This is a genomic window from Streptomyces sp. NPDC059832 (genome assembly GCF_042731715.1).
In the GTDB taxonomy this organism is placed as follows: domain Bacteria; phylum Actinomycetota; class Actinomycetes; order Streptomycetales; family Streptomycetaceae; genus Streptomyces.
Map to the genome: position 1 here is coordinate 35901 of NZ_JBHWIY010000039.1, position 25752 is coordinate 61652.

Consider the following 25752-nt stretch of genomic DNA (forward strand, 5'->3'; position numbering starts at 1 on the left):
GGGGTGGGGGGGAGGGGGAGGAAAAACCCCCACCCGGTCTTCTCCCCCCACCCCGAACTGTCCCCCCCCCCCAAGCCCTGTGCGGTGCGTGGTGTCAGGCGAACGTACGGGCCGATCGACCGGGCACGCGCGCGGCGATGAGATCCGCGACGAACGTCAGGTGGTCGCCCAGGAAGAAGTGGCCGCCGGACAGTACATGCCGCTCGAAGGGACCTTCGGTCTCCTGCTCCCATGCCTGTACGCCCTCGACGGAGACCCGGGGGTCGCTGTCACCGGTCAGCGCGACGACCGGGCAGCGCAACGGCGGCCCGGGTACATGGATGCGGGAGAACAGCATGGCGTAGTCGGCGCGCAGCGGTGGCAGCGCGAGCTGGAGGATCTCCGGATGGGTCAGCAGCTCGTCGTCCGTGCCGGACAGCAGCCGCAGCTCCCCGATCAGGTCCTCGTCGCTGGGCGGGTCGGGCAGCCGCTCGTTCCGCGGCAGCGCCGGGCCCTCGGCGCCCGAGACGAACAGCGCCGCGGGCTCCCGCCCCTCGGCTGCGAGCCGCCGCGCGGTCTCGAACGCCAGGAGCGCGCCCATGCTGTGGCCGAACAGGACCAGCGGCCGGCCACCGCTCGCGGGGAGTGAGGCGAGCACCGCGTCCACGACATCGCCGAGCCGTTCGGCGAACGGCTCGGCCATGCGGTCGTGCCGCCCGGGGTACTGCACGACCAGCGCTTCGGCCCTCCCCCCGACCTCGGTCGTCAGCGAGTGATAGCCACTGGCCGAACCACCTGCGTGCGGGAAGCACAGCAACTGCGCTCCGGCGTCGGGGGCCGGGCGGAAGCACCGTATCCAGTTGTCCACGACATCCCTTCTCTCGTGTTCTCGGTCCGGTCCGTGACCGAATCCGTGAACGGTCTCCGCTCACTGTTCGGCGGCGATCCAGCTTTCCAGCTGTTCACGGGTGGTCGCCGGGTCCGCGACGAGAACAGCGAGTTCGTCGTCGCGGGATTCCAGTGTCGTCAGGGCGGGGCAGCGGTGGCAGGCCTCGACACCGACCTGGTTCCACCACTTGCAGTGCGGGCGGAGGTGGCACCGTGGCACGGCGACCGGTCCGGGCTCGGCCGGTACGGTCGTGATCCGTTCGATCAGCCCGCAGGCCTCGCCGACCCGGTTCGCGCAGTCCGATACGCAGTGCGACGCGAACCGGAGCACCCGGTTGGGGGCGATCCCCTCCGGAATGCTACCGAGAACTTCGGCGGCGGGTACGGGTTCGGCCAGGTAGACAACCTGATCGTGCTCCCCGGACCGTACGCCGAGGACAACGGTCTCCGGGCGGCTCGCATCACCGCTCGGACACCATCTGAGGGGGCTTTCCTGCCCGTCCCGGGCCAGGTCCGCAGTGTTGTCCACGGTGCTCACCTCCTATTCGTCAGCAGGAACGCGGGACAGTCGAGTTGACCACCATGCCGCCGATGACTCCATCGGTGACGGCACCCTTCTGCTGCTCGGCGGCGACCGCCTGCGCGATGCTCCTGGCGAGCTGTTCCTGGGTGGTGATCCGCTCCGGGCGCTCGGCGGCAGCGGCGCTGGTGGTGCCGCCGACCGTGACGAGACCGGCAACGAGAGCCGCGGCAGCGGCCGCCGTACGAATGCTGTTGTTCATCCCTGTCCTCCATGGCGTCGGTCATTGCTTACAGGAGTCGACGCTAGAGTCCGGGTCCCGGCGCGATCGGCAGTTCCGGCGGCGGCTTCGGGGGCGGGTTCGGGGGCTTCGCGGAAGGCTCGGCCCACCGATTGCTGATGGGGCGAACACTCAATAATGTCGCCGGTATGTCGTCAAGCATGCAGCGGAAGCGGATCCGGAAGTCCCCGTCGGACCGGCGTGCGGAAATCGTCGACGCGGCGGCGGCCATCGCCCTGGCCGAGGGGCTGGAGTGCATCACCCTGCGCCGGGTCGCCGAACAGCTCGGTGTCCGCCCCGGTCTCATCAGCCACTACTTCCCCGCGGTCGAGGACCTGGTGGCCGAGGCCTTCGGCACCGCGGCCGGTGCCGAACTGAACGCCCTGCTGCCGACGGACCGGGCAGCGGGAACACCCACGGACCGCCTCGCCCGCTTCTTCGCCCTCACGACGGGCGCCGCGTACGACGACATCAGCCGGCTGTGGATCAACGCCCGGCACCTCAGCCGCTACCGCCCCGTCCTGCGCGACCGGGTCGGCCATCAGGAAGCCCTGTGGCGGGGCCGTCTGGAGGCCCTCGTCCGCGACGGCGTCGACTGCGGCGAATTCCGCACCGCCGACCCGCATGTGACGGTGATTCGGATCCTGGTCGTCATCGACGGCCTCGGCGCACACGCCAACACCGAGACCGGAGACCGTCCCGAGGCCGTCACGCGTATGGCCGTCAGCACGGCCGAACGCGAACTCGGCCTGGCGAGCGGCACGCTCACCGGGCACGGCGCCGCGCTCGACGCCGGTCGCACCGACGCACGCGCGGCGTCCGGCTCCGACGGCTCCCCCGCCGGTTCCGGGGCCTGAGCCCTCGGTCCGCACCCCGGGCGACCGGCCCCGGCCAGGTCCTCGTCCATGGAACGGATTGTCTGTGGTCGTTCATAGAATCCCGCCCATGAGCGATTCGGTGAACAGCGACGCGTCGGCCCGTGCCGGATCCCACCAGGTGGCCGACGGGCCGTTGCCCATCGACATGGCGGCCGCCCGCCGGGGCGAAGCGGGTCACCGTGTCCGAAGCCTGCCGGGCCGCCGGGATTCCGCACGGAAGCGGCTGGCTGACCGAGCTCGTGCGGCCGGAGTTCGGCAGCTACCAGGAATTCGTCGCCCAAGGGCTGTCCCGATCCTGGACGACTACCAGCAGGGCTACGGCGACGGAGTGCGGGAGCGGCTGCGCGGACTGCTGGTGGGCGAGGTGTTCGGCAACGAGGAGGACGAAAACGAGGAGCAACTGGACCGGACGCTCCTCTTCGACCGCTTGCGTGAGGGTCTACCGGTCCTCCGCGCGAACGACGCGACGACTCCCCGGCCCCTCGTCACCACTGCACGGGGCACCGCGGAGAGGTAACGCCTACGAACACAGCGCCGCCACGACTCTGCCGCGGAGAAGCTCGTACTCCTCACGGAGTCGCACGATCTCCGCGGGCCGTTCGATCACATCCCCGCCGACGACGATCTCTTCCGGGCCGAACTGCTCGCGGGTGAGATCGACCTCGACCCCCATACCCAGCCGGTTCCACCAGTGGTAATCCACTCGCTCGCCGTTGACATGGACCTCGCCACGGATCAGATCACCGCCCAGAAGGTCATGCACCACCAGGGCGGTGACGCCGCACTGGTCGCGCGCCGGATTGTCCGAGGTCCAGTTCGGACGGTGAGCCGGCGTCGTGGTGTCCGCGCCCCAACCGCTTCGAATGGCCTGCTCGATGTCGTCGAAGTTCCTCGGTTTCATACCGCTCAGCCTCGCAGACGCCTCTGACAATCCGCTCGACCCCCTCAAGCCGGTGCGCGGATCTGCCGATGACCGTGTGGTCGTCGTCCACCTGCCACGGTCGGCCGCCGCGTCGCCGGCCGCGGGACTTCCCGGAGGAGTCCCCGGGCGTTGAACACGGGGGTCCCACCGCGCGTACCCCTGGGCGAGACGGAAGTCCTGAACACTGCGGAAGGGAAAGCCGGTATGAGCACATCGCGGAACCACGAGGGACATCCCGGGCGCCGGGCCGTTGTCGTCGCGGCCGGGGCCGCTTCGGTGGCCGCCGTACTCACCGCCTGCGGCAACCAGAAAGGCTCGGGCGGTTCGGATGCGGTCGAACCGGCCGGCACCGGAACGGACGGCGGCGGCGCCCCGCTGGCGAGCACGGCCGACATCCCCGAGGGCGGCGGAAAGGTCTTCGCCGACCGGGACGTCGTGGTGACGCAGCCGAAGGCCGGAAAGTTCAAGGCGTTCTCGTCGAAGTGCACCCACCAGGGGTGCACGGTGTCGAGCATCTCGAACGGCACCATCAACTGCCCGTGCCACGGCAGCAAGTTCGACGCCTCGACCGGCGCCGTGGCGCACGGACCCGCCACCAAGCCGCTGCCCGCCAGGAAGATCGCGGTCACGGGCGGCTCGATCACACTAGAGCCCTGACCGCCCCGGAACCGAGGGAGGAGTACGCGGCGGCGGCCGGGACCGCGACGAGGCTGCCGCCGGGGTTCCGGAGCAGTGCCGTGTACGACTTCGCCCGATGGTGCCCGAGGTGGACCAGGCAGCAGGCGACGAAGGACAGTACGAGGCCCGCGTGAGCCAGAAGACGATCTACGACACCGCCGTCGAGGCGGTCCCGGCCGCGGCCGGACGCGCCGCGACGGATTGGCCGTCTCCGGTGGAAGGGGCCTCCAGTGCGTCCCGCCTCCACCGGCAGGGGGTCGGTGTCCGGGCGGCACGCCGTGGGGTGGGCGGGCCCTCCGGATCAGGCCTCAGGAAGAGCCCCTGCCGGAGGTCCGGCTCAGCCAGCAGCCCAGTACGTCGTCCGTGTCCGTGATGGTGGCGACGAGGGCGAGCGTGTTGCGGATCATCGCGGGCGTGTAGTCGGCCGGCACCCCCGCGATGGCATCGGACGGCACCACGGCCGTGTAGCCGAGATTCACGGCGTCGAAGACGGCGTTGGGAATGGCGACATTGGCCGAGACCCCGGTGACGACGAGTGTCCGGCAGCCGAGGTTGCGCAGCAGCGCGTCCACATCGGTGCCGGCGATGGGCGAGAGGCCGTGCAGCCTGCGCACGACGAGGTCCTCGGCGGCCACTTCGATCGGCGCGGCGATCCGTACCGCGGTGGTGCCGGAGTGCTGCTGCACGGGCAATCGGCCGGCGGCCCGGAAGAGCCGGGCGTTGCTGTTGGCGCCGCGTCCGTCGGGGCGGCGTTCGGCCACCGCGTGCAGCACCTGGACCCCGGCCTCGTGGGCGGCGGCGACCAGCCGGGCGACCCGGTGCAGGGCGCCGGACGACCGGGCTTCGTCGGCCAGTTCGGGCAGTGCGCTCCCCGGGCCCACGACCCCCTGCTGGCATTCGACCGTCAGAAGCACGGTGGTGGCCGGATCGAGCTGCTCGGCGAGCTGATTCTTCGACGGCACGGCTGGCCCTTTCTGCGGCGGAACGGGCGCGCGAGGGTAGCGGCCATTGCTTGATGAAGGAAGAGGCCGCATGATCTCTGACACATAGTCAGCAATTGGGAGGAGGCGCCCCCATGACCGCCACTCAGCGACGGGGCCGTCGGATCATGATGACGGAAGCCGAACGCGACACCTATCTCACCGGGCAGCGCACCTGCCGGGTGGCCACCGTGGCCGAGGACGGCCGCCCGCACATCGGCGCCCTCTGGTTCACCTGGGACGGAACCTCGCTCTGGCTGTACTCGATCACGCGCAGCCTGCGCTGGTCCCAGCTGCGCCACGACCCGAGGATCGCGGTGGTCGTGGACGACGGGGTGGAGTACGGGGATCTGCGCGGCATCGAGCTCTCCGGCGAGGCCGTCCCGGTCGGCGAGGCGCCCCGGACCGGCGAGCCGTGCCCCGAACTCGACGTCCCGGAACGTCTGTTCGCGGCGAAGTACTTCGGCATGGACACCATGCCGCACGACGGCCGTCACGCCTGGCTGCGGCTGACGCCACAGGCCATCACCTCCTGGGACTTCCGGAAGCTCGCGGGACCTTCCCCCACCTGAGAACCCCCTCCCCCACCTGCGCCTACGGCGCGTCCAGCTCCTGACCGGCCGCGCGCAGGGCCGTCACCGCCGCCCTGATCGACGGACGCCGGTCCGCATCGGTACGCCACACGGCGTGGACATGGCGTCGCATCTTCTGCCGTACCGGCACGAGCCGCACCCCGTCCGGTACCGGCCCTCGGCCGAGCCTCGGCGCCACGCAGACGCCCATCCCGGCGGCGATCAGGGCGAGTTGGGTGTGGTGCTCGCCCGCCAGGTGCGCGATGCGCGGTTCGATGCCCTTCGAGCGGAGGGTGAACATCAGCCAGTCGTAGCAGAACTCGCCCTCGGGCCAGGACACCCAGTCGTCGTCGGCGAAGTCCTCCAGGTCCGCCTCGGCCCGGTCGGCGAGCCGGTGGCCGACCGGCATCGCGATGTCCGGTGCGTCGTCCAGGAGTTCGGCCTTGGCCAGGCCACCGGGCACGGGCAGCCGCTTGTTGCTCCAGTCCAGCACCACCGCGAGGTCGGTGTCGCCCCTGATCACGGCACGGATTCCGTCCTCGGGCTCCAGTTCCCGGGTGCGTACGCGCAGTTCGGGGTGGTCCCTGCGCAGCGCGTGGAGCACCGCGGGAAAGAGTCCGCGTGCCGCGGTCGGAAAGGCGGAGAGCCGGATCTCGCCCACCACCTCGCCGCGCTGCGCCTCGATGTCGGACTGGGCCAGCTCGACCTGGGACAGGATCCGGGCCGCGTGGTCGGCGAGCAGCCGGCCGGCGTCGGTGAGCCGGACCCCGCGCCCGTTCTTGGCCAGGAGGCGTTGCCCCACCTCGCGCTCCAGCTTCGCCATCTGCTGGGAGACCGCCGATGTGGTCACATGCAGCCCCTCGGCGGCGCCGCTCACGGAACCGTGCCGGGCCAGTGCGTCCAGGGTGCGCAGGCGCTCCAGATTCAACATGTAAGCAATGCTACGCAGACCCTCGGACAGAATCTCGCTTGTTCTACGTGGTCCGCTTCGTCATCGTTGGGCCCATGAGCGCCGCCGCCACACCGAAGACCACATCTCCCGCCGAGCCGTCCGCCCCTGCCCCGACGGCTGTCCCGGTGTCCGCCCCGGCTCCGGCAACCGCCGCTCGCCCGGCGCTGGACTGGCGGATCCGGTTCGGGGTGCTCTCGCTCATCTGGGGCTTCAGCTTTCTCCTGATCAAGGTCGGCACCGAGGGGTACGCCCCCTTCCAGGTCACCCTCGGCCGTCTGCTGTCCGGCACTGCGGTGCTGGCCGTCGCGATGGCGGTCCGGCGTGAGCGACTGCCCCGCGGTGCCCGCACATGGGGGCACCTGGCCGTCGCCGCGTTCTTCCTGAACGCGCTCCCGTTCTCGCTCTTCGCCTATTCCGAGCTGACCATTCCCTCGACGCTGGCCGGCATCTGCAACGCGACCTCGCCCCTGTGGGGCATGGCGCTGTCGCTCGTCGCGCTCTCCGAGGACCGGCCGACCCGTCGCCGGGTCGCCGGACTCGGGCTCGGCTTTCTCGGCGTACTGACCGTGCTCGGCGCCTGGCAGGGTTTCTCCGGGCTGGACTTCAGCGGCACGGCCATGGCCCTGCTCGCCTCCCTCAGCTACCCGGTCGGCTGGATCTACGTCCGCAGAACGCTGGCGGGCAGCAGCTCTTCGACGCTGTCACTCACCGGCAGCCAGCTCTTCCTCGGCACGGTGCAGATCGCCCTGGTGACCCCGCTGTTCACCTCGGCTCCCGATGGATTCCCGCTGCTTCCGACCCTGGCCGTGGTGGCCCTCGGGGCACTCGGTACCGGCCTCGCGGTCCTGATGCAGTACGGCCTGGTGGAGGAGGTCGGACCGACGACCGCGCAGATGGTCACCTACTTCATCCCGGTCATCGCCACCGCCGCCGGAGTGGTCGTGCTCGGCGAGCAGCTGAGCTGGAACACTCCGGTGGGAGCCCTCGTGGTCCTGGCGGGCGCCGCTCTCACCCGGAGCAGGGCCCGGAGCGGCCGGGCCGGGGCCGGGGATCACCCGTAGTTCAGCGGCTTCACCGGTCCCGTCGCTGCCGCCACCGCATCCGCCAGTGGCCCGATGTCGGCCTCGGCGAGCGACGAGACGGTGAGCCGGATCCCCTGGGGCGCGGTCATCCGGAACCGCGCTCCGGGCGCGACGGCCCAGCCGGAGTGCAGCAGCCTGGCCACGGCGCCGGTCTCGTCACCGACCGGCACCCACACGTTCATCCCGCTGCGTCCGTGGGCCGCCACACCCCGCTCCGCCAGCGCCCGCACGAGGCCGTCCCGCCGGTCGGCGTACGCCCGCGCCACCTCGACCGGGTCGACGGCATCCGAGCTCCACAGGTGCACCACGGCCCGTTGCAGCAGTCTGCTGACCCAGCCGGGGCCCAGCCGCTGCCGCCCCGCCACCCGGTCGACCGTGACCGGGTCGCCGGTCAGCACGGCGACCCGCAGGTCCGGCCCGTACGCCTTGGCGACGGACCGTACGAAAGTCCAACGGTCGGTGGCACCCGCCAACGGGTGCAGCGGCAGATCGACGATGCCGTGCCCGTGGTCGTCCTCGATCAGCAGGACATCACGGTGTCCGGCGAGGACGCCTCGCAGCTCGAAGGCGCGCCCGGCACCGATCGCCGCGCCGGTCGGATTCTGCGCGCGGTCCGTGACCACGAGCGCGCGGGCGCCGGCGTTCAGCGCGTGCTCGACAGCGTCGGGCAATGGCCCCTCGTCGTCGACCGCGACGGGCACGGGGCGCAGCCCCAGCGCCGGTACGAGATCCAGCAGGCTGCCCCAGCCCGGGTCCTCGACCGCCACCGCGTCACCGGGCCTGAGGTGCGCGACCAGCACGCGCTCGATCGCGTCCAGCGAGCCGGAGGCCGCGACCACGGGGCCGGCCGGCACTCCGTCGGCGTCCAGTGCGGCGCGGGCGAGCGCTGCGAACTCCGGGTCCACCGGCGCCTGTCCGTACATGCCGGGCTGCCGCGCGTACTCCCCCGCGACCGCCGCGAAGGCTTCGTCCAGCGCGGGCAGCAGGCCCGGGTCGGGGTTGCCCGCCCCCAGGTCCCGCACGCCCGCCGGCGCCTCGACCCCGAGCGATCCGCGCGCCGTACTCGCGGGACGCGGCCGCACCCTGCTGCCCCGGCGCCCGGCCGTCTCGATCACTCCGCGCTCGCGGAGCGTGCGGTAGGCGGCCGCCACCGTGTTCGGATTCACCCCCAGCCGATCGGCCAACTCCCGCATGGGAGGCAGCACCTGGCCGGGTTCGAGCCCACCGGAACCGACCCCGCTCTCCACACTGGCGGCAATTTCCGATGCGCGCCGCCCAACAATCCGATACTCTCCTAGCACAAACCAGATTATGCACTAGTGCAATGGAGTACGCAATGTCGGACACCGCATCGCCGCAGACCACGGGCCCGGACACCCCAGCCGGATACGAGCCGACCGAGCGCACCGTCCCGACCCGTTCCCGCGAACGGGCGGCATACGACCGGGAGGTGGTCCACTCGATACTCGACGAGGCGTACGTCTGCCATCTCGGCTTCGTCCGTGACGGCGCGCCCGTCGTCCTGCCGACGCTCTTCGGCCGGATCGGCGACCGGCTCTACGTGCACGGCTCGACGGGCTCCCGCCCCCTGCGCGAGGCGGGCCGCACCGACCCCGGACTGCCCGTGTGCCTGACGGTGACGCATGTCGACGGGCTGGTGCTGGCCCGCTCCGCCTTCCACCACTCGATCAACTACCGCTCCGTGGTGGTCCACGGCGTCGCGCACACGGTCACCGACCCGCAGGAGCGGCGGACCGCCCTCGACGCCATCGTCGACCACGTGGTGCCGGGCCGGTCCGCCGACTCGCGGCCCGCCGACGAGAAGGAGCTGGCCGCGACCGCGGTGATCCGGCTGGACCTGCGGGAGGTGTCCGCCAAGATCCGCACGGGCGGCCCCAACGACGACCCCCGCGACCTCGTGCTTCCCCACTGGGCGGGCGTCGTCCCGCTCGCCCGCGGATACGGGACGCCGCTCGCTTCGGACGACCTCGACCCCACGATCGGGGTGCCGGACTACATCACCGCACTCTGACACACACCGAGGGGCGGGCCCACAGCCGGGCAACGGGTCCGCCGTCCCGGCGGTCGGGCCGGCACGGCCGCCTGCTCGCCCAGGATCGCGACGAGCCACTCGACGCCTGCCCGGCCGTCCATCACCGTCACATCGCGGCACGCCCGGCGGACAGCTCCCCCTCGGTGGCCGCGCGGCCGGTGTCCGGCCCTTCGGCAGCCCCCGCGGCGAGCCCCGACGCGACGGGACCCGAGGGCGTGCGCGGTGTCGACGACTGGGCGATGAAGGCACCGAACAGCACCATGGCCCCGCCGATGAGCTGGGGAGCCGACAGGTGCTCGCCGAGCATCACCCAGGCGAGCACGGTGGCGATGACCGCCTCGAGACAGGCGACGACTCCCGCCACCGCGGGAGAGAGCAGCCGCACCGAGATCACCCCGGTGACGTAGGCGATCACGGTCGCCAGCAGCACGATCCAGACGAGCAGCAGCCAGGCCGGAACATCCGTGCCGTCCATGCCGGCGCTGCCGCCCAGGACCGACCAGTCCATGCCCCAGGGCCGCGCGACCACCGTGAGGACGACCGCACCGATCAGCAGCCCGTAGGCGATGACACCGACCGGATGCGGCGGTTCGACACCGTCCGCCCCGTCCGCACTCCCCTGGTCCGACAGGACGAAGTAGCCGACCTGGCAACCGGCGGCTCCGAGCGCGAGCAGCAGTCCGACCGCGTCGAAGCTCAGCCCCGACCAGACCTCGACCACGCAGGCCAGCCCTCCGACGGCGAGCACCACGCCGACCGCGGCCCGCCGGGTCACCGGCCTGCGCTGGACGAACCGGACCCAGCCGAGAACGAGCGCGGGCGCCAGGTATTCGACGAGCAGCGCGACACCGACGGGAATCCGGGAGATCGCGGCGAAGTAGCAGGCCTGTACACCCGCGACGGCGAGCAGCCCGAAGCCGAGCAGCAGAACCGGCCGACTGCGCACCAGGCCGCGGTGACGCCAGGCCACCGGCAGCATGACCAGGGCCGCGCCCGCCACCCGCAGCCACACCACATGGAGCGGATCGAGCCCCGCCTCGATCAGCGGCTTGGCCGCCACCCCTGAACCGCCGAATGCGAACGCCGAGGCCAGGGCTAGTCCCAGGCTGGCGCTTCTCCCCTGAGACGCGTGCATCGGCCCATCATGACAGCTGCGGTCAGTAGCGTCATCCCGGTGACCCCTGACACGCTCGCCGCCGGGCACGTGGCTCCGCCGCGGCCTTCCCCGTCAGCTCCGGGGGGCGGGCGCACACCGGAGGATCAGCCTCCGGCCTCCCACACGCCCTGATCGGAAGCATCCGCGATCCGGGCGGCGAGCCGATCCGCGTCGATCCCGCCCCGCACCAACACCTCGACGGCCCGGCACTCGTGATCCATGGCCAGTGCCGCGAGCAGATCGAGCCCTCCGGTCCGCGCGTCGCCGCGCTTCTCCGCCCGCTCAAGCGCTCCGGCCATTGCCGAAGCGGCCGAGGGCGACCAGCCCTCCACCCCTGAGTCCCGCACGGCGGAGTCCAGGTCCGGAACGACCGGTACGGCGCCGGAGTCCTCCACCGAGCCCTGCCAGCGGAGCCCGTATCCGATGCTGCGCTGGACGAGATAGCCGAGCACCCTGGCCAGTTGAGGGCCGCCCTCGAAGGCCGCCCGCACCGCGGGGTCCGATTCGATGAGGGAGTGCAGCAGATGCGCCGTGTCGATCTGCCGGTCCCCGTCGCGCAGTGCACGCCTGCGGGCGCCCGTCACCACCGCGGCCAGCTCCACCGTGAGTCTGGCGTCGAGCTCGGCGCGGTTCGGTACGGGCTGCTGAGGAATCCGCGGCGTCCGGTTTTGCACACCTCTTACCCCATCAGACCCGCAGCGCCGACACATCCCCGGAGGGACTCATCTAGGCATCCCACGCAAGTTGGGCACACCCGAACGGTTTCTCCTCCTTGCGGATGAGATCTCGCCATTTCCGGATCCGATCGGTGAAAAGGGCGCGCGCCGCCTTGCCACGCGCTCCCTGAGCAACCGGACGCCGCCCCCGTACGTCCCACAGGCAATACCCCCATGCGACAGCCGGAAGGGAGACCGCGGACGTGTCCTGGTTGGTCGCCCTGCCGGCACTCGACGGGCGGGAGTACGTGTACCGGGTCCACGCACCGGCCGACGCACTGCACGCCGACCTCTTCTGGGCCGCGTTCCACTGCCACGACGACGGTCCGCACCCGCGCGCCTTCGACCGATTCGACGACGCCCTGATCTGGCGCGCAGGAGCATGAGGAACCGGCCATACGGATCTGACGGTTCATCAGTATTGAATGTTCCGGTCACTGCGGCTACGTTCCGCGACACCGTAACCCGCCGAGAAGGGGTGGTCGCATGGCCGAAGTCAGTGCAGAGGCGCGCATCGAAGCACCGGCCGAGAAGGTGTGGGCCCAGCTGACGGACTTCACCGCGTACGGCCAGTGGAACGCCACTCACACCAGCTTCCCCAAGGGCGGTCCGACGACACTCGAACTCGCGGCCACCTACGAGGAGAACATGAAGCTCATGGGCTTCCCGGCCGAGGTGACCTGGACGGTGGCGGAACTGGAGACCGCACGCCTGCTGGCCACCAAGGGCAAGGGCCCGATGGGCGTCAACCTGTCCATGCGCTACTCACTGACCCCCGACGGGGACGCCACCACGGTCCGCATCGACGGAGAGTTCACCGGCGCCGCGGTGTCCCTCATGGCGGGAAAGCTCAAGGACTCGGCGACGGCCGCGCTCGTCGAATCACTGCGCAAACTGGGCGGACTCATCGCCGCCTGACTCCACCCCGCCGACGGGAAGGGCCTCGCGGCTCGGCCGCGAGGCCCTTGTCACCACATCCGCGGGCACCACACCCACGGGCTCAGTGCTCGTCGGCAAGGATCAGGTACAGCTTCTTGCGGGCGTCGTTGATGACCGTGAGAGCCTTCTGGCGCTGATCGGCCGAGCCGGTCTTCCAGACCTGACCGAACGCCTCCATCAGACCGAAGCCGGCCTGCCGGATCTCGTTGACGCTCTCCCAGTCGACACCACGCCCGGCTTCCTCCCAGGGCGCCTCGGGCCCCGACTCCGCCTCGGTGCGGCCGGTGTCGGTGAGCGTGAACAGCTTCTTGCCACCCTCGCTCGCACTGACGATCAGCCCCTCGTCCTCCAGCAGCTGAAGGGTCGGGTAGACCGAGCCGGGGCTGGGACGCCAGGCCCCGCCACTGCGCTCGCCGATCTCCTGGATCATCTCGTAGCCGTGCATCGGCCGGTCCTTCAGCAGCGCCAGGATCGATGCACGTACGTCACCACGCCGCGCCCTTCCCCTGCCGCCACCCCGGCCGCGCCCGCCACCGAAGGGGCCGCCTCCGAAGGGCCCGCCCCCGAACGGCGGCCCGAACTGCCCGAAGGCCGCCCGTCGCCCCTCGAAGTCACCACGCCCCTGATGACCGGGCCCGCAGTGCCCACGCCCAGGTCCGAACTCGTGCTCGTGTCCATGTGAACGCATCGCTACGCTCCTTCCATCGTTGATCTGTCGCGATGCGTCAACGATATATCGGAACCGATCGCCTGGCAATCCCTTGCTCGACTGCCCGTTTGACCTGCGACAGTGAAGACGGACCGACTTGCCACCAAAGTTGGACCGATGCCGGCCTCGTGGGGATGGCCGCCTCGCGGCACCACTCCCGGTCGGCGGTCCACTTCCACGGGCAGATATAGGCGGCGGTCGATGAACGCGTGCCCGGCGACAGCGTCGCCCCCTCCCCTTGCATCGCCGCCGACGTCACAGACGATCGCGCCTGCTATGCTCCACGTCATCAGTTGAGCCTTTCCGGCCGGATAAACCTCCACCGGAAAGGCTCTTTTGTGTTTTTCAGATCCGGACTGTCCGGGTTTCTCATTGAATGGAGTCCCATGCCAGAGGTGTCCGTGCGCTTGGCAGATGCCGCCGACCGTCCCGTGGTGAAGCGGCTATGGCTGATGTTCCGCCACGACTTGTCGGAATTCGATGAAGTCCTTCCCGACGCTGACGGGACCTTCTATGCCGATCGGCCCGACGTCGTTCTCACTGACACCGACTGGGCGGCCTACCTCATGACGATTGACGCACGCCCAGCTGGTCTTGCCTTCGTTCGGGGTCTGACCGGTCCGAAGCGCGTGCTGAACAGCTTCTTCGTCGTTCGTGGAGCCCGCAGAGCGGGGATCGGCCTGAACGCTGTTCAGCAGGTGATAGCCAGGCACCAGGGCCCCTGGGAGATCGCCTTTCAAGACGCCAACGTGGGAGCAGTCCACTTCTGGCGACGCGTCGCCAGGGAGATCGCTGGTGACGCATGGACTGAGGAGCGCAGGCCAGTGAGCCATCGGCCAGACCTGCCGCCCGACGTCTGGATCTCGTTCGACCCAAGTCAGGGCCTGTCCCGCAAAGTCTGAGCGGCGCGGTCGCGGAGTTCCGCTCGCCAGCGGAATCCTCTTTACTGGCGGGCGCCCGAGCACCATTTGCGGTTGGGGCTTGGCTTTCGATGGGCCATGGAGGCGCCGCAGGCCGCGCATTCCTGCGCGTGAGCTCGGCGGATGATCTCCTGGTCCAGGCATTGCTCCGAGCACCACGGGTTTCGCCTGAGCGGGTGGTGGCTCTGGTGACAGCCGCGGCAAGTCGGCGTGCTGGGCTGTTGTGGCTCCACCGGGCCTGCGGTGGCAGCGATCATCAGCTGGCCTCGCTTGCCCTGGGGCGAGGACGGCGCCGAGCCCAACGCGGACCTGTGGGTCACCGCCGACGAGTCGCGCGAGCACATCGTGGCGCTCTACCGCCGGGCGTGGGCGCATGCGGACGCCACGATCGACGCGCTGGCGCTGGACACGACAGGCAGGGCACCGTGGTGGCCGGACGACCGGTGCGAGGTGACGCTGCATCACGCCGTGGTACGTGTGATCGCCGATACGCACCGGCATGCCGGGCACGCCGATATCGTCCGGGAACTCGTCGACGGCGCCCTCGGAATGAGCAAGGGCAGCGAAAACATGGCGCCGGGCGACTCGGCCTGGTGGGAGAACCATCGCAGCAAGCTGGAGCACGCCGCTCAGGAAGCCGACCGGGGCGCGTGACCACGGACCCGCCCCAGCCTTGGGCCGCCTGGCGTCCGCGGACCGGCGGGAACCACCGTCAGAGCAGGCAGAACTCGTTCCCTTCCGGGTCGGCCATCACCACATGGTCCGGCCTGCCCTGCAATTCGTCCTCACGCACCACGGTCGCGCCGGCGGCCGTCAAACGCTCCACCGCCTCGACCACACGCGGCCAACGCTCCTCCCAGGGAGTCTCACGACCGCCACCTGCCTGCACGTCGAGGTGCAGGCGGTTCTTCACGACCTTCGACTCCGGCACCTGCATGAAGGTCAGACCTGGACCCACCCCCGCCGGATCGCACAGGTACGCGCCCTGGTCCCACTCGTCCTCCGGGACCTCATGGTGCGCGAACCACTCCTCCCAGCTCCCGAACCCGGCAGGCGCGGGCTTCTCCGTATAGCCCAGGGCCAGCGCCCAGAACGCGGCCAGCCTCGCCGGACGCGCGCAGTCGATCGTCAAACTCCACCTGGTCCCCATGGGCAGGGCCTCCCCGGTCCGACTCGATCCGATACACGGACCGTACCGGGTGCCACCGACACCGTTCGCCCGTCGGCATTCCGGGTCCAGTGACACCGGATTGGCCTTGGCACCCGGCTTCGCACCGTACGTAGGGTCGCGGCATGAGGATTCGCATCGTCGACACGTTCACCGACCGCCCCTTCACCGGCAACCCGGCGGGGGTCCTGCTCCTGGATTCCGAGACCTTTCCCGACGACGATCGGCTCCAGCGGATCGCCATGGAACTGAACCTCTCCGAGACCGCCTTCGCCCACCCGCTGTCCCCGGGCGGCGAGGCCGACTGGGCGCTGCGCTGGTTCACCCCGACCACGGAGGTCGACATGTGCGGGCATGCCACCCTCGCCACCGCGCACATCCTGCACACCACCGGGACGGCGAGCGGCACGGTGCGCTTCGCGGCGCGGTGCGGGATCCTCACCGCGACCGCCCACCCGGACGGTGCCATCACTCTCGACTTCCCGACAGCCTCGTTGACACCGGAGGCCGCCCCGGCCGGGCTGGCCGCGGCCCTGGGCGCGGATCCCCTCTCCGTCCACGACACCGGCCCGCACATCGGCGATCTGCTCGTCGAACTGTCCGACGAGGCGACCGTACGGGGGCTGACCCCCGATCTCGCCACGCTGGCCGATGTCTCCCGGCGGGGTGTCGTCGCCACGGCCGCCGCGGAGGATCCCTCCCGCGGTTACGACTTCGTCTCCCGCGGCTTCTTCCCGCGTGTCGGGATCGACGAGGACCCCGTGACCGGCAGTGCCCACACCGCGCTGGCGCCCTTCTGGTCGGCCCGGTTCGGTCGTGACGAACTGACCGGACTTCAGGCCTCCGCCCGTTCCGGCCTGGTCCGGACCTCGCTGCGCGGCAATCGCACCCTGCTGACGGGTGACGCCGTGACGGTCATCGACGGCGAACTGCTCACGGCGCTCTGACCCCAGCAGGCTGCGCAGGGGGCGTACGAGGCCATGCCCCTGCGCCCCCGACCCGTTCCTCATGGCGTGGGCAGCCAGCCCACCTGCCCCGCCAGCAAGGCGTATCCGACGAACGCCCCGATGTCCAGCAGCGCGTGTGCCGCGACCAGCGGCCCGACCCGCCCCCAACGCCGGTACAGCAGCGCGAAGACGACGCCCATCACCATGTTGCCGATGAAGCCGCCGATCCCCTGATACAGGTGGTACGAGCCGCGCAGCACCGAACTGGCGACCAGGGCGGCCGTCGGCGTCCACCCCAACTGTCCCAGTCTGCGCAGCAGATACCCGACGACGATCACTTCCTCCACGACGGAGTTCTGGATCGCGGACAGGATCAGGACCGGGAATTTCCACCACACATCGGGCAGTGATTCCGGTACCACGGTCAGATTGAATCCGGCGGCGCGGGCCACCAGATAGAAGGCGAGGCCGGCACTTCCGATGCCCGCCGCGACCATCGTGCCGCGCCCCAGGTCCGGCCATGGTCTGGTGCGGTCGAAACCGATGACCCGCAGGCCGGCGCCTTCCCTGATCAGCAGATGCGCGACCAGGGCGACGGGCACCAGAGCCGTTGCGATTCCGAAGAGTTGCCAGGCGAGATCCAGCCATGGACGCCCCGGCGCGTACGAACTGTTGAGCGTCGCGGCCTGATCCTTCAAACCCCCTGGTTTCGTCAGCGATCCGACAAAACTGATCAGGGCAGATACCCCGCTGGCCCCCAACGAGAGAGCCAGCACGAGGACCGTTTCGGACCGCAGAATCCGTCGCGGCACAGCCTCCTGGGAGAAAGAATCAGCCACAAGCCCCGCCTCCACCTGTACACCTGCCTTGAGTTGTGCATTCACACCCCATCCTGCTCCCCGTCCGGCTAGGGTCTCGAATGCAGGTACGAAGATCATGCGCGACAGGCCGGGGGACAACCACCATTGCCGATGGTGTGGTCCCCCTTTTCCTTGTTCATCCTCAAGGAGGGGCACCACCGACATGGGACGTCACAGCTTGCCCGACGACTACGCCGACGACAGAAGCGGGGACGGATCAACGCCTCGCCGACGGCGCACCGTCGTGATCGCGACCATGCTCGTACTCGCGGTCGCTGCGGGGACGGCCGTCGCGGCGCAGGGCGGCCTGTTGTCGTTCTCGAAGAGCTGCGAGGACTCGGCCATCCGTCTGTCCATGATGGCCTCACCGGACATCGCCCCCGCCGTTCGCGCCGTCGCCGACAAGGCGCGCAAGGACGAGGTGCGATCCGACGGTCGCTGTCTGTACGTGACGGTGGTCGCCCGCGACTCCTACAAGGTCGCCGACTCCCTCTCCAGCGACGCCCGTACCCCGGACTTCCAGGCCTGGTTGCCCGACTCGGACCTCTGGCTCGACCGGGCCAAGGGCTCCGGCGACGGCGTCCCGATCACACCGGGCGACTCCATCGCCTCCTCCCCCGTGACCCTGGCCATGGTGCCGTCCGCGGCCAAGAGCCTCGGCTGGCCGAAGAAGAAGTACTCCTGGGCGGAGTTGACGGGCGCGGCCATGAAGTCGGACCAGGTGCGGCTCGGCTCGGCGGACCCGGCGCGCAGCGCCACCGGCCTGCTGGCACTCGCCAGCATCGGCGCGTCCTCCGAGAAGCAGGGCGGAGACAGCGACACCAGGGTCGCGGCGACCGCCAAGCTGCTCGCGCAGCGCATGTCGGACGGTGACACCCAGGTGCTGGAGACACTGGCGCAGAGCGATTCGGGCGCCGAGCAGGGCAATCCGGAGCGCAACCAGGCGGTGCTCCTCTCCGAGCAGGCCGCGTTCGCCCACAACGCGGAGTCGACCGGCGGCGGAAAACTCGACCTCTTCTACCCCGAGGACGGCACCCCGCTCCTCAACTATCCGTACACGCTGGTCGACGAGGCCAAGATGAGTACGTCCGAGGGCCGGGCAGCGCTGCGGTTCATGACGCTGCTGAACGAACCCGGTGCCCAGGCCACCCTGGAGAAGCACGGGTTCAGGGACGTCGACGGCACGGCCGGGGAGTCGGTGGTCGCACCGGCGGGCGGCAAGAAGCCCCAGCCGTACGCCACAGCGGCCGCCGCCGCACCGACCGCCGAGGCGCTCCAGCAGACGCTCGGCATGTGGACGATCACGGTGCAGAGCGCTCGGCTGACCACGGTCGTGGACGCGTCGGGTTCCATGGCCACGATCGTCCCGGGGCGCAACCAGTCCCGGATGGATGTCACCAAGGCGTCCCTGATCCAGGCCCTCGGCCAGTTCACCCCGAACGACGAGATCGGACTCTGGGAGTTCGCCACCACGCTCGACGGCAGCAAGGACTACCGCAGACTCATGCCGACCGCCCGACTGGGCGATCCGGCGAAGGGCGGCGGCACCCACCGCGAGAAGCTCGCCGCGGCCTTCGCGGCGCTGAAGCCCGTGCCGGGCGGCGCGACCGGTCTGTACGACACCATGCTGGCCGCCTACAAGGACGCCCAGGCGACCTATGTGAAGGGCAAGTTCAACGCGGTCGTGATCCTCACCGACGGATCGAACCAGGACAACCTCTCCATCTCCCGCAGTGCACTGATCGCGGAACTGAAGCGGATCGCCGATCCGGAGCGCCCGGTGCCGCTGCTCGCCATCGCGGTCGGTCCCGAGGCCGACCGCGAGGAGGTGAACGAGATAGCGAAGGTGACCGGCGGCGGTGGCTACCAGGTCATCGACCCGGCCGAGATCCAGACGGTGATCCTGCAGGCCATCATGACAGCCGGTCAGAGCAGCCACACCACCCAGGAGTAGCCCCGGACGCGGCCGGACCGGCACCGTCCGCAAGCAGCAACGCCGCACCGCGGCGGGAACGAGAACCGCAACGGGAGCCGGGACTGAGGCCGGAGCCGGAGCCGGATCGAACGCCGGGCGCAACGGCGCCCGCCGTGCCGGTCTCACGGCTTGGGAGCACCGGTCGGCCAGGCGTGCACGGGCTCCCCGCTGTGCATCAGTTCGGCATACCGCCGGGTGGTCGCGACCAGCGCCGCGTGCCTGTCGAGCCCGGCCTCCCGTGCCCGGTGGTAGGTGTCCGCCTGCCAGGACGCCCCGTTCACCCGTCGCTTGCAGCGCTCCTCTATGACCCCGAGATAGCGGTCGCGGTCCACGGGCTCGATGTTCCAGGCATCGAGCCCTGCGGCGGCCAGCGGCAGCAGTTCGTCCCGTACGAGCTTGACGGCCGGCACCCGGGTCAGCCCGCCCGCACGGCCGGGACGTGGCCAGATCAGCTCCGCGTCGATGCCGAGCCGGCAGGCGGTGTCGAAGTTCTCCGCCGCCGCGGCGAACGGCAGCCTGGTCCACACCGGACGGGACTCGTCGGCGAGCGACCGCACGAGCCCGTAGTAGAGCGCCGCGTTGGCGATCAGATCGGTGACGGTGGGTCCGGCGGGCAGGACCCGGTTCTCCACGCGCAGATGGGGTACGCCGTCGGCCAGCCCGTACACGGGCCGGTTCCAGCGGTAGACCGTTCCGTTGTGGAGCACCAGTTCCTGCAACTGCGGCACCCCGCCCTCGTCGAGGACCCGCAACGGCTCCTCCTCGTCGCAGATCGGGAGCAGCGGCGGGAAATAGCGCAGGTTCTCCTCGAAGAGCTCGTACGCCGAGCCGATCCACCGCTCACCGAACCAGGTCCTGGGCCGCACCCCCTGGTTCTGGAGTTCGGGTGGCCGGGTGTCGGTGGCCTGCTGGAAGAGCGGCGGCCGCGATTCCCGCCAGAGCTCCCTGCCGAACAGGAAGGGCGAGTTGGCACCGAGTGCGATCTGGACACCGGCGACGGCCTGGGCCGCGTTCCACACGGCCGCGAACCGCGCCGGTGTCACCTGCAGATGGAACTGGACCGAGGTGCAGGCGGCCTCGGGTGTGATCGAGGCGGAGGTGGAGACCCATCGCTCCACGCCCTGGATATCGAGGGAGAAATCCTCGCCGCGCGCGGCCACCATTTGATCGTTCAGCAGTGTGTAGCGGTCCGCGTCCGAGAGGTTCGCCAGAACGAGGTCCTCATGACGCAGGGTGGGCAGAATACCGATCATCATGATCCCGGCATCGACCTCTCCCGCCTTCCGGTGGGCATATCCGAGCCCGGTCCTGAGCTCTTCGGCCAACTGATCGAAAACGCGCCCGTCCAGACGGTGCGGGACTATGTTCACTTCCAAATTGAACATCCCGAGTTCGGTCTGGAAATCACGGCTCGCGATGCGCGGGAGGACCTCCCCATTCATCATCTTCGGCATGCCGTCGGCGCCCGCGAGATTCAGCTCGATCTCCACGCCCATGAGGTTGCGCGGCCGGTCGAACCTCCGCTCCGCAAGAAGTCTCTCCAGTCCCTCCAGGCACTGGTGAAGCTTCTTCCGGTACCCCTGCCGATCGGACAGGTCAAAGGCGCCCGCCACGACCTTCTCCCCCATCGGAGCGTCCCTCCCTCAAGTGGGCGGCCCGCGGCCCAGGCCGCTCGCGTCACGATCGATAATGCCCAGGCCGCGTGATCCATAACGCCCACGAGAACGCCGCGGACCCAGTAATCTGAGGGCGCCCGCCGGAGGCACATTCCATGGGCATGGTGCAGCACACGTTTCCCCGTCCGGCGTGAGTGAAAACGCCGACGCGTTTCAGCCGTCCGCGCTGGGGGAAAAATCCCAGGCGGCGGCTGCGCCGTTGACACAGAATCAGTAGATTCTCCGCATAATAAAGTCTTGATACCGCCTTGTCGGCAATGCCTGCAACGGCTAGTGGAATCACCGCGTGAACACGTGTCGTATAAACTCCGCGGACGAGGCAGAGAGTTGACGCACCGGCCCAGTCACCGGCCTCCTCTGGCCCCGCATGCCGACAGCGCCGTCTGCACCCGCCCACGCACCACCGTGTCTCCGAAGTGAGAGGCGACCCACTATGCCGCTGCATGTTCCCCCGGCTCCCGCGCCCGCTCTGCGCAGCGTTCTCGCGGCACTCGGTTCACCCACCGCGGTCCGCGAAGCCCGCACACCCGCCCTTCGATCCGCCCAGGGGCCACTGAGCCCCGAACTCCCGCTCCCCGTCCACGTACTGGAGCGGATCGGTCCGAACGGGCTCGCTCCCGCCACCCGGCTGGCCGGGTGGCGATTCCTGATCCGCAGCTCGGAGCAGGCAGTCGCCGCGGCGGACACCATGCTCACCCCGGACGGCTGGGCCTTCTCGCATTTCTTCGAGGGCCCCTACATCGCCTCGACAGAGCTCGCCCTGCGCCAGGCCGAGACGGTGACACCGCACTACCAGCCGCGGCTGCTGTCCATCCCGGAGCTCTACATGCTGGCGCTGTGGCTGCACGGTGACGTCGAGGCCGACGCCTCCGGCGGGGCGCTCGCCCCCGCCGATCTGCTGGTTCCGCTGGCTCCCGCCCCACCGGGCATCGCGGCACATCGCCCGCACCGGGTCGCCGATCTGCTCCGCGTGATGACGCTGCGCATCACCCCCGGCCCCGGCCCCCTGCTCGGATCCCCGGCCTGAGAACCGGACCCCGCATCAGCACACTGTGCCCCGCCACCGTCCCCGGTCGCGGGGCACAGTGCTGGAGGGGCGCACTTCGCGCCCTTCTGGACTAGCCCGGAACGACCACCCCGAACCATCCGAAGGGACAGTGCAGTTGCGGTGAACCGTCCGCGTGGGTGATGCGTCCTCCGGGTAAGGAGAAGTGCTGCTGCGAAATCCCTGCGGATTGACGCCTGTGGGGCAACACTGGGACCGGACCGATCGATACGGGGGGCGGCCATGAACACCTCATCCAGCCGCAGGACATTCACTACAACGCAGCGAAAGAACCCAGCCATGTGCCAGCACCAGCCACCATGCCCGACCGCCGACTCAGCCGACCGGGAAGCCGCCCGCCTGACGGCGCACCACCCGGAACAGGGCTGGAGCCTGCTGTGCAACGGAGTCCTGCTCTTCGAGGACACCGGTGAGCTGCTCCCGGACGGTCAGATCATCGCCCCGCACCGACCCCTGGGGACCGCTCGGGTGATGAAGGCCGCCTGACCGCGGCCGGTAAGAGCTGGGGCCGGCCCGGAGACTTCTCCGAACCGGCCCCGACGCATGTCCGCGTCACACGGTGCCGCTCATGACTCAGTTGTCGTACTCGTCCAGCGGCGGGCAGGAGCAGACGAGGTTGCGGTCGCCGAAGGCGCCGTCGATCCGGCGCACCGGCGGCCAGTACTTGTCGGCGGCCGAGACTCCGGCCGGGAAGACCGCCACCTCACGGCTGTATCCGTGCTTCCACTCCCCGCCCAGCATCGCCGCGGTGTGCGGGGCGTTGTGCAGCGGGTTGTCGTCCGCGCTCCACTCGCCGGAGGCCACCTTCTCCACCTCGTCGCGAATGGCGATCATCGTGTCGCAGAACCGGTCGAGCTCCGCGAGGTTCTCGCTCTCGGTCGGCTCGATCATCAGCGTTCCGGCGACCGGGAACGACATGGTCGGCGAGTGGAAACCGTAGTCGATCAGCCGCTTGGCGATGTCGTCGACGCTGACGCCGGTGGCCTTGGAGATCGGCCGCAGGTCCACGATGCACTCGTGCGCGACCAGACCGGCCGGGCCGTTGTACAGGATCGGGTAGTGCGGTTCCAGACGCTTGGCGATGTAGTTGGCCGCGAGCACGGCGACCTGCGTCGCACGCTTCAGGCCCTCCCCGCCCATCAGGCGAACGTACGCCCAGGAGATGGGGAGAATGCCGGCCGAGCCCCACGGAGCGGCCGAGATCGGCCCGACGCCGGTCTCGGGGCCCGCCGAGGGCTGCAGCGGGTGGTTCGGCAGGTACGGCGCGAGGTGGGCCCGCACCCCGACCGGGCCGACGCCGGGGCCGCCGCCGCCGTGCGGGATGCAGAAGGTCTTGTGCAGGTTCAGGTGCGAGACGTCGCCACCGAACCGGCCCGGCCGGGCGAGGCCCACCAGCGCGTTGAGGTTGGCGCCGTCGACGTACACCTGGCCGCCGGCGTCGTGCACCTCGGCGCAGATGTCGGCGACGTGCTCCTCGAACACGCCGTGCGTCGACGGGTACGTGATCATGAGCACGGCGAGCTCGTCGCGGTGCTTCTCGATCTTGGCGCGGAGGTCCTCCATGTCGACCTCGCCGTCGTCGGCGGTCTTGACCACGACGACCTTCATGCCGGCCATCACGGCGCTGGCCGCGTTGGTGCCGTGCGCGGAGGACGGGATGAGGCAGACGGTGCGCTGCTCGTCACCGTTGGCCCGGTGGTACGCCCGTACGGCCAGCAGGCCCGCGAACTCGCCCTGCGAGCCCGCGTTCGGCTGGATGGAGACCGCGTCGTACCCGGTGACCTCGGCGAGGCGCTCCTCCAGCTCACGGATGAGGGTGAGGAAACCCTGCGCCTGCTCGGCCGGGGCGAAGGGGTGCAGCGCTCCGAACTCGGGCCAGGTGATCGACTCCATCTCGGTGGTCGCGTTCAGCTTCATGGTGCAGGAGCCGAGCGGGATCATGCCGCGGTCCAGCGCGTAGTCGCGGTCGGCGAGCTTGCGCAGGTAGCGCAGCATCGCGGTCTCGGAACGGTACTGGTGGAAGACCGGGTGCGTGAGGATCTCGTCGGTGCGCAGCAGACCCCCGGGCAGCGCGTCGGCGGCGCCGGCGTCCAGCTCCTCGATGTCCCCGTCGGCACCGAAGGCGGCCCAGACGGCGGCGATCTGCGTACGCGTGGTGGTCTCGTCGCAGGCGAGGGAGACCAGGTCGGCGTCGACGAGCCGCAGGTTGACCCCGCGCTCGCGGGCATCCGCGACGATGTCGGCGGCCTTCCCCGGGACGCGCACGGTGAGGGTGTCGAAGTGGGCGCCGGTCACGACATCGATACCGGAGGCGCGCAGGCCCTCGGCCAGGATCGTCGCGTAGCGGTGGGTGCGCAGGGCGATCGTCCGCAGCCCGTCCGGGCCGTGGTAGACGGCGTACATTCCGGCCATGACGGCGAGCAGCACCTGGGCGGTACAGATGTTGCTGGTGGCCTTCTCGCGGCGGATGTGCTGCTCGCGGGTCTGCAGGGCCAGCCGGTAGGCCTTGTTGCCGTCCGCGTCGACGGAGACTCCGACGAGACGGCCGGGAAGGCTGCGGGCGAACTTCTCGCGTACGGCCATGAAGCCGGCGTGCGGTCCGCCGAAGCCCATCGGCACACCGAAGCGCTGCGTGGTACCGACCGCGATGTCCGCGCCCAGGTCACCGGGCGAGGTGAGCAGGGTCAGGGCCAGCAGATCGGCGGCGACCGTGACGATCGCACCCAGCTCGTGGGCCTGCTCGATGACGGGTTCGATGTTCCGCACCGCCCCGGACGCGCCCGGGTACTGCACCAGGACACCGAAGACTCCGCGCTCGGCGATCTCCGCCGGGATGCCGTCGGACAGGTCGGCGACGACGACCTCGACACCGGTCGGCTCGGCGCGGGTCTCGATGACCGCGATCGTCTGCGGCAGGGTGTCGGTGTCGACGAGGAAGACGCCGTCCTTGACCTTGCCGACGCGCCGGGAGAGGGCCATGGCCTCGGCGGCCGCGGTGCCCTCGTCGAGCAAGGAGGCGCCGGAGGTGGGCAGCCCGGTCAGCTCGGCGACCATCGTCTGGAAGTTGAGGAGTGCCTCCAGGCGGCCCTGCGAGATCTCCGGCTGGTACGGCGTGTAGGCCGTGTACCAGGCGGGGTTCTCCATGACGTTGCGCAGGATCACCGGCGGGGTGAAGGTGCCGTAGTAGCCGAGTCCGATCATCGGGGCCAGCACCTGATTGCGGTCCGCGAGGGCGCGCAGCTCGGCGAGGACCTCGGCCTCGGTACGCGCGGTCGGCAGCCCGAGTGCCTCCGTGCTCCTGATGACGTCGGGCACGGCGGCCGCGGTGAGCTCGTCCAGCGAGCCGTAACCGACCTGGGCGAGCATCTTCGACTGCGCCTCGGCATCGGGTCCGATGTGGCGCTGCTCGAACGGAATGCCCTGCTCCAGCTGGGAGAGCGGAGTGCGACGGGGGGTCATGGTGGAGGCCTCCTGGTCTGTCACGACCTGCGAGGGGCACCACGGCGCGGGTGCCCGAACGGCCTCCCCCTCTGTCATCTCAACCTGAGAGCTTCACCGGCACGCCTTGCGGCATACCGGTTTTCACCGTCGGTGAGGAAAGGAATCGCACCGGCATTCGGCCGCACGAATCCCGCCCTGCTTTCCAGAGTGACCTCGTCCGTGCGGTACGGGGGCCTGAGAGATTCCGGGGAGGATTTGCTCCTTCGGCGCCTTCGGATCAGCTCCGGAGGACTCTCCCGCACGGGGTCAGCAGCCATCACCAGCCTACCAGCGGGGTTCATGGCTGATTTCTCGAGTGGCCAACCACCCGGATCTGCCCTTTTGTAGTGCTTGTG

General features: G+C 70.1%; 27 protein-coding genes, 1 pseudogene and 1 riboswitch. Of the genes and pseudogenes, 14 read left to right on the plus strand and 14 right to left on the minus strand.

The genetic code is table 11. From position 1 onward, the window contains the following. Positions 1-94: 94 nt before the first annotated feature. From ACFV8T_RS38965 to ACFV8T_RS38975, 3 genes are read right to left on the minus strand one after another with little or no spacing between them, the layout of a single operon-like run. Positions 95-847: a thioesterase II family protein gene (locus tag ACFV8T_RS38965; RefSeq protein ID WP_385336831.1), complete on the minus strand. Its 753-nt coding sequence runs from the start codon at positions 845-847 to the stop codon at positions 95-97. A 60-nt stretch (positions 848-907) separates the two neighbouring features. Next, positions 908-1396 carry a hypothetical protein gene (locus tag ACFV8T_RS38970; RefSeq protein ID WP_385336833.1) on the minus strand — a complete coding sequence of 163 codons (489 nt, stop codon included), beginning with the start codon at positions 1394-1396 and terminating at the stop codon, positions 908-910. A gap of 19 nt (positions 1397-1415) precedes the next feature. Next, a complete protein-coding gene (locus ACFV8T_RS38975; RefSeq protein WP_266422449.1) occupies positions 1416-1649 on the minus strand; it encodes a hypothetical protein in 234 nt (77 codons plus the stop codon). A 167-nt stretch (positions 1650-1816) separates the two neighbouring features. On the opposite strand from ACFV8T_RS38975, the gene ACFV8T_RS38980 reads away from it, so the two are divergent. Together ACFV8T_RS38980 and ACFV8T_RS38985 are read left to right on the plus strand one after the other, a co-directional pair. Then, entirely contained in the window at positions 1817-2524 is a 708-nt protein-coding gene (locus ACFV8T_RS38980; RefSeq protein WP_385336837.1) for a TetR/AcrR family transcriptional regulator, read from the plus strand. Between the two features lie 88 nt (positions 2525-2612). Beyond that, positions 2613-3062, plus strand: a complete 450-nt coding sequence (locus tag ACFV8T_RS38985) for a hypothetical protein (RefSeq protein WP_385336840.1) — start codon at positions 2613-2615, stop codon at positions 3060-3062. Positions 3063-3065: 3 nt separating this feature from the next. Here the strand turns inward: ACFV8T_RS38985 and ACFV8T_RS38990 are convergent, their stop codons facing one another. Beyond that, positions 3066-3446 carry a hypothetical protein gene (locus ACFV8T_RS38990; protein ID WP_385336843.1) on the minus strand — a complete coding sequence of 127 codons (381 nt, stop codon included), beginning with the start codon at positions 3444-3446 and terminating at the stop codon, positions 3066-3068. Positions 3447-3671: 225 nt separating this feature from the next. On the opposite strand from ACFV8T_RS38990, the gene ACFV8T_RS38995 reads away from it, so the two are divergent. Continuing rightward, positions 3672-4124 (plus strand): Rieske (2Fe-2S) protein, encoded by a 453-nt coding sequence (locus tag ACFV8T_RS38995; protein ID WP_385336846.1) that lies wholly within the window; start codon positions 3672-3674, stop codon positions 4122-4124. A 329-nt stretch (positions 4125-4453) separates the two neighbouring features. Here the strand turns inward: ACFV8T_RS38995 and ACFV8T_RS39000 are convergent, their stop codons facing one another. Beyond that, positions 4454-5107, minus strand: coding sequence for a cysteine hydrolase (locus ACFV8T_RS39000; protein WP_385336848.1), 654 nt, complete (start codon positions 5105-5107; stop codon positions 4454-4456). 113 nt (positions 5108-5220) lie between these two features. Here ACFV8T_RS39000 and ACFV8T_RS39005 point away from each other — a divergent pair, with 113 nt between their 5' ends. After that, positions 5221-5697, plus strand: coding sequence for a pyridoxamine 5'-phosphate oxidase family protein (locus ACFV8T_RS39005; RefSeq protein ID WP_385336851.1), 477 nt, complete (start codon positions 5221-5223; stop codon positions 5695-5697). Between the two features lie 22 nt (positions 5698-5719). Here the strand turns inward: ACFV8T_RS39005 and ACFV8T_RS39010 are convergent, their stop codons facing one another. Beyond that, positions 5720-6628, minus strand: a complete 909-nt coding sequence (locus ACFV8T_RS39010; RefSeq protein WP_385336854.1) for a LysR family transcriptional regulator — start codon at positions 6626-6628, stop codon at positions 5720-5722. 74 nt (positions 6629-6702) lie between these two features. Between ACFV8T_RS39010 and ACFV8T_RS39015 the strand changes: the two genes are divergently transcribed. Continuing rightward, positions 6703-7710 (plus strand): DMT family transporter, encoded by a 1008-nt coding sequence (locus ACFV8T_RS39015; protein WP_385336857.1) that lies wholly within the window; start codon positions 6703-6705, stop codon positions 7708-7710. On the opposite strand, the gene ACFV8T_RS39020 is transcribed toward ACFV8T_RS39015, so the two are convergent. After that, positions 7701-9032: an aminotransferase class I/II-fold pyridoxal phosphate-dependent enzyme gene (locus ACFV8T_RS39020; protein WP_385336860.1), complete on the minus strand. Its 1332-nt coding sequence runs from the start codon at positions 9030-9032 to the stop codon at positions 7701-7703. The genes ACFV8T_RS39015 and ACFV8T_RS39020 overlap by 10 nt on opposite strands. A gap of 35 nt (positions 9033-9067) precedes the next feature. Between ACFV8T_RS39020 and ACFV8T_RS39025 the strand changes: the two genes are divergently transcribed. Next, a complete protein-coding gene (locus ACFV8T_RS39025; RefSeq protein WP_385336863.1) occupies positions 9068-9763 on the plus strand; it encodes a pyridoxamine 5'-phosphate oxidase family protein in 696 nt (231 codons plus the stop codon). A 127-nt stretch (positions 9764-9890) separates the two neighbouring features. Here the strand turns inward: ACFV8T_RS39025 and ACFV8T_RS39030 are convergent, their stop codons facing one another. Both ACFV8T_RS39030 and ACFV8T_RS39035 read right to left on the minus strand, forming a co-directional pair. Continuing rightward, on the minus strand, positions 9891-10919 hold the full coding sequence (locus ACFV8T_RS39030) for a DMT family transporter (RefSeq protein ID WP_385336866.1): 1029 nt from the start codon (positions 10917-10919) through the stop codon (positions 9891-9893). Between the two features lie 125 nt (positions 10920-11044). After that, positions 11045-11614, minus strand: a complete 570-nt coding sequence (locus ACFV8T_RS39035) for a Clp protease N-terminal domain-containing protein (RefSeq protein ID WP_385336868.1) — start codon at positions 11612-11614, stop codon at positions 11045-11047. 245 nt (positions 11615-11859) lie between these two features. Between ACFV8T_RS39035 and ACFV8T_RS39040 the strand changes: the two genes are divergently transcribed. After that, positions 11860-12042 (plus strand): hypothetical protein, encoded by a 183-nt coding sequence (locus ACFV8T_RS39040; RefSeq protein ID WP_385336871.1) that lies wholly within the window; start codon positions 11860-11862, stop codon positions 12040-12042. 100 nt (positions 12043-12142) lie between these two features. Beyond that, on the plus strand, positions 12143-12574 hold the full coding sequence (locus tag ACFV8T_RS39045; RefSeq protein ID WP_385336874.1) for an SRPBCC family protein: 432 nt from the start codon (positions 12143-12145) through the stop codon (positions 12572-12574). An 82-nt stretch (positions 12575-12656) separates the two neighbouring features. Here ACFV8T_RS39045 and ACFV8T_RS39050 read toward each other — a convergent pair whose 3' ends face one another. Beyond that, positions 12657-13283: a PadR family transcriptional regulator gene (locus tag ACFV8T_RS39050; RefSeq protein WP_266422427.1), complete on the minus strand. Its 627-nt coding sequence runs from the start codon at positions 13281-13283 to the stop codon at positions 12657-12659. Between the two features lie 407 nt (positions 13284-13690). Here ACFV8T_RS39050 and ACFV8T_RS39055 point away from each other — a divergent pair, with 407 nt between their 5' ends. Further along, positions 13691-14206, plus strand: coding sequence for a GNAT family N-acetyltransferase (locus tag ACFV8T_RS39055; RefSeq protein ID WP_385336922.1), 516 nt, complete (start codon positions 13691-13693; stop codon positions 14204-14206). Positions 14207-14494: 288 nt separating this feature from the next. Next, positions 14495-14878: pseudogene (locus ACFV8T_RS39060) on the plus strand (DUF664 domain-containing protein); the annotation flags it as partial. Between the two features lie 58 nt (positions 14879-14936). Here the strand turns inward: ACFV8T_RS39060 and ACFV8T_RS39065 are convergent. Continuing rightward, positions 14937-15374, minus strand: coding sequence for a VOC family protein (locus ACFV8T_RS39065; RefSeq protein WP_385336877.1), 438 nt, complete (start codon positions 15372-15374; stop codon positions 14937-14939). A 143-nt stretch (positions 15375-15517) separates the two neighbouring features. Between ACFV8T_RS39065 and ACFV8T_RS39070 the strand changes: the two genes are divergently transcribed. Further along, the gene (locus ACFV8T_RS39070) at positions 15518-16339 is read left to right on the plus strand and encodes a PhzF family phenazine biosynthesis protein (protein ID WP_385336880.1); all 822 of its coding nucleotides are present in this window, start codon (positions 15518-15520) and stop codon (positions 16337-16339) included. Between the two features lie 59 nt (positions 16340-16398). On the opposite strand, the gene ACFV8T_RS39075 is transcribed toward ACFV8T_RS39070, so the two are convergent. Further along, positions 16399-17178 carry a CPBP family intramembrane glutamic endopeptidase gene (locus tag ACFV8T_RS39075; RefSeq protein WP_385336925.1) on the minus strand — a complete coding sequence of 260 codons (780 nt, stop codon included), beginning with the start codon at positions 17176-17178 and terminating at the stop codon, positions 16399-16401. 184 nt (positions 17179-17362) lie between these two features. Between ACFV8T_RS39075 and ACFV8T_RS39080 the strand changes: the two genes are divergently transcribed. Beyond that, a complete protein-coding gene (locus ACFV8T_RS39080; protein WP_385336882.1) occupies positions 17363-19153 on the plus strand; it encodes a substrate-binding and VWA domain-containing protein in 1791 nt (596 codons plus the stop codon). Positions 19154-19296: 143 nt separating this feature from the next. On the opposite strand, the gene ACFV8T_RS39085 is transcribed toward ACFV8T_RS39080, so the two are convergent. Continuing rightward, positions 19297-20802: a glutamate-cysteine ligase family protein gene (locus ACFV8T_RS39085; RefSeq protein WP_385336885.1), complete on the minus strand. Its 1506-nt coding sequence runs from the start codon at positions 20800-20802 to the stop codon at positions 19297-19299. Positions 20803-21283: 481 nt separating this feature from the next. On the opposite strand from ACFV8T_RS39085, the gene ACFV8T_RS39090 reads away from it, so the two are divergent. Together ACFV8T_RS39090 and ACFV8T_RS39095 are read left to right on the plus strand one after the other, a co-directional pair. Then, the gene (locus ACFV8T_RS39090; RefSeq protein ID WP_385336888.1) at positions 21284-21877 is read left to right on the plus strand and encodes a hypothetical protein; all 594 of its coding nucleotides are present in this window, start codon (positions 21284-21286) and stop codon (positions 21875-21877) included. 318 nt (positions 21878-22195) lie between these two features. Then, complete coding sequence (locus tag ACFV8T_RS39095) at positions 22196-22402, plus strand: DUF5999 family protein (RefSeq protein ID WP_385336891.1); 207 nt, start codon at positions 22196-22198, stop codon at positions 22400-22402. A gap of 87 nt (positions 22403-22489) precedes the next feature. On the opposite strand, the gene gcvP is transcribed toward ACFV8T_RS39095, so the two are convergent. Next, entirely contained in the window at positions 22490-25375 is a 2886-nt protein-coding gene (gene gcvP / locus ACFV8T_RS39100; protein ID WP_385336894.1) for an aminomethyl-transferring glycine dehydrogenase, read from the minus strand. Positions 25376-25569: 194 nt separating this feature from the next. Then, positions 25570-25666: riboswitch (glycine riboswitch) on the minus strand. Between the last annotated feature and the right edge of the window lie 86 nt (positions 25667-25752).